Below are 1,160 nucleotides of genomic sequence, written 5' to 3' on the forward strand. Positions count from 1 at the left end.
AAACCGCACGTTAACGTTGGTACTATCGGCCACGTTGACCACGGTAAAACAACTCTGACTGCTGCAATCACTACAGTTTTAGCTAAAACTTACGGTGGTGCTGCTCGTGCATTCGATCAAATCGATAACGCACCAGAAGAAAAAGCTCGTGGTATCACCATCTCTACTTCACACGTAGAATATGACACACCAACTCGCCACTACGCACACGTAGACTGCCCAGGTCACGCCGACTATGTTAAAAACATGATCACTGGTGCTGCGCAAATGGACGGAGCTATCCTGGTTGTTGCTGCGACAGATGGCCCAATGCCACAAACTCGTGAGCACATCCTGTTAGGTCGTCAGGTTGGTGTTCCTTACATCATCGTATTCCTGAACAAATGTGACATGGTAGATGATGAAGAGTTACTGGAATTAGTTGAAATGGAAGTTCGTGAACTTCTGTCTCAGTACGATTTCCCAGGTGATGACACTCCAGTAATCCGTGGTTCAGCGCTGAAAGCACTGGAAGGCGAAGCAGAGTGGGAAGCAAAAATTGTTGAATTAGCAGAAGCACTGGATTCATACATCCCAGAACCAGAGCGTGCAATTGACAAACCATTCCTGTTACCAATCGAAGACGTATTCTCAATTTCAGGCCGTGGTACAGTAGTAACAGGTCGTGTTGAGCGTGGTGTTGTTAAAGTTGGTGAAGAAGTTGAAATCGTTGGTATCAAACCAACAGTTAAAACAACTTGTACTGGCGTTGAAATGTTCCGTAAATTACTTGACGAAGGTCGTGCAGGTGAGAACGTTGGTGTTCTACTGCGTGGTACTAAACGTGAAGAAATCGAACGTGGACAAGTACTGGCAAAACCAGGTTCAATCAAGCCACACACTAAATTCGAATCAGAAGTTTATATTCTGAGCAAAGATGAAGGTGGTCGTCACACTCCATTCTTCAAAGGCTACCGTCCACAGTTCTACTTCCGTACAACTGACGTAACTGGTACTATCGAATTACCAGAAGGCGTAGAAATGGTAATGCCAGGTGACAACATCAACATGATCGTTGAACTGATTCACCCAATCGCGATGGACGACGGTTTACGTTTCGCTATCCGTGAAGGTGGCCGTACAGTAGGTGCGGGCGTTGTTGCTAAAGTATTAGGTTAATT

The 1,160-nt window shown here is 45.5% G+C and carries 1 protein-coding gene; it reads left to right on the forward strand.

The genetic code is table 11. The features are described 5' to 3' along the window. Positions 1-1,158: elongation factor Tu (gene tuf, locus DK865_RS13295; RefSeq protein ID WP_036914240.1), on the forward strand; the 1,158-nt coding region annotated here is incomplete at its 5' end. Positions 1,159-1,160 lie beyond the last annotated feature (2 nt).

Origin of the sequence: Proteus cibi (assembly GCF_003144405.1) — a bacterium.
In the GTDB taxonomy this organism is placed as follows: domain Bacteria; phylum Pseudomonadota; class Gammaproteobacteria; order Enterobacterales; family Enterobacteriaceae; genus Proteus; species Proteus cibi.